Genomic DNA, 204 nt, shown 5'->3' on the forward strand with positions numbered 1-204 from the left:
GCAGGAGGATTCGAACCTCCGACCGCCTGGTTCGTAGCCAGGTACTCTATCCAGCTGAGCTATGCGCCCACTTTCATTTTGCTTGTTTTAACTCTAAGCAGAGCGTTCTCTAGAAGAGAGTAAAGTATGGTGGGCGCAGGAGGATTCGAACCTCCGACCGCCTGGTTCGTAGCCAGGTACTCTATCCAGCTGAGCTATGCGCCC

The 204-nt window shown here is 53.9% G+C and carries 1 tRNA gene; it reads right to left on the reverse strand.

Annotated features, from left to right (window positions below):
- Positions 1-127: 127 nt before the first annotated feature.
- Positions 128-204: transfer RNA gene (locus AAEY57_RS21385), tRNA-Arg, on the reverse strand.

The sequence above is a fragment of the Pseudoalteromonas sp. MER144-MNA-CIBAN-0113 genome (assembly GCF_040308965.1).
GTDB lineage: Bacteria > Pseudomonadota > Gammaproteobacteria > Enterobacterales > Alteromonadaceae > Pseudoalteromonas > Pseudoalteromonas tetraodonis.